The organism is Pseudomonas sp. NFX98 (genome assembly GCF_047784845.1).
Lineage (GTDB): Bacteria > Pseudomonadota > Gammaproteobacteria > Pseudomonadales > Pseudomonadaceae > Aquipseudomonas.
Map to the genome: position 1 here is coordinate 1 of NZ_JBLNNF010000044.1, position 1,240 is coordinate 1,240.

The 1,240-nt window shown below is 54.6% G+C and carries 1 protein-coding gene; it reads left to right on the plus strand.

The window, feature by feature from the left end; translation table 11 throughout:
- The first annotated feature begins 248 nt into the window (after positions 1–248).
- Positions 249–1,220 carry an IS110 family transposase gene (locus ACM110_RS29965; protein ID WP_416130624.1) on the plus strand — a complete coding sequence of 324 codons (972 nt, stop codon included), beginning with the start codon at positions 249–251 and terminating at the stop codon, positions 1,218–1,220.
- The last annotated feature ends 20 nt before the right edge of the window (positions 1,221–1,240 follow it).

Genomic DNA, 1,240 nt, shown 5'->3' on the forward strand with positions numbered 1-1,240 from the left:
CGGCAGCTCCTTGTATCTCGACTATCGCTCCATCAGGAGCGATAGTTCTCGACTGATCATCGAGGGAGGGATCTGGAAGCCGTGCAGCTCCTTAGGCTTTTTGCCTGTGACGTAGATTGTGCTCCAGTCCTCCGCACTCACTCATACAGTTCGAACGGTATCTTGGGCCCGTCTCTGGCGAGAGCCCGCATTCACAAGGTTGGACGGAGTGCAGTGATGATCGCAAGGGACCTAATGGAGGGACGGTCATGTCCAGTTTCGTCGGCGTCGATGTCGCAAAGAATACTTTTGATATTGCTACTCATCTGCCAAATGGCAAGCACAAAACCAAGGCTAAACTTTCCAACGATTTGAAAGGTTTCAAAGAGTTTGAGGCCTGGTTGCAAAAGCAGGTCGAACCTTCGGCCCTGATCGTGATGGAAGCGACCAGTGTCTATCACCTGGAGCTGGCCGAGTTCGTCTACAACAAGGGTTACCGGGTCTGCGTGGTCAATCCGGCCACGACCCACGCCTACGCCGACAGCGAATTACGTCGGATCAAAACCGATAAAAGCGATGCCAAACTGATCGCTGACTTTGCCCGCGAAAAGAATGAAAAGCTTCCGCTGTGGGCGCCAGAGCCGCTGAAGTATCGCCAGCTCAAAGCCTTGGTGCGCCGCCTGGACGATCTCCAGGAGATGGAGCGAATGGAGCGCAATCGTCTGGATGTGTCCGATGAAAAGGTTAAAGCCTCGATTAACTCTGTGCTGCATCACATCGAAAAAGAGATCGCGCAAACGCACAAGGCAATCAAAAACCACGTCGATGACGACCCGGACATGCGCGAGATGCGCGACTTGATCGTGACCATTGACGGTATCGGGGAAAAAACGATTGAGCGGCTGCTGGCCGAGCTGGGCGACCTGCGTAAATATGATGATCCTCGCAAACTGGTCGCTGCCGCAGGGTTGAACCCAAAGCTGCAGGACTCGGGAAAGCTCAAAGGCAGAACAGTGATTTCGAGGATCGGCTCGGCTCGCGTTCGGGCGGGTCTGTACATGCCTGGCCTGGTAGCGTTGAAACATAACGAGGCGATCAAAGCCATGAAAGACCGCCTGAAGGCCAACGGAAAGGCCCCCAAGCAGATCATTTGTGCGGCGATGCGAAAGCTGCTGCACTTCGTTTACGGCGTACTCAAGTCGGGCCAGCCCTACGACCCGAAACTTGCGCTTGCCCGGTGAGGTTCAAGACGGTATCTACA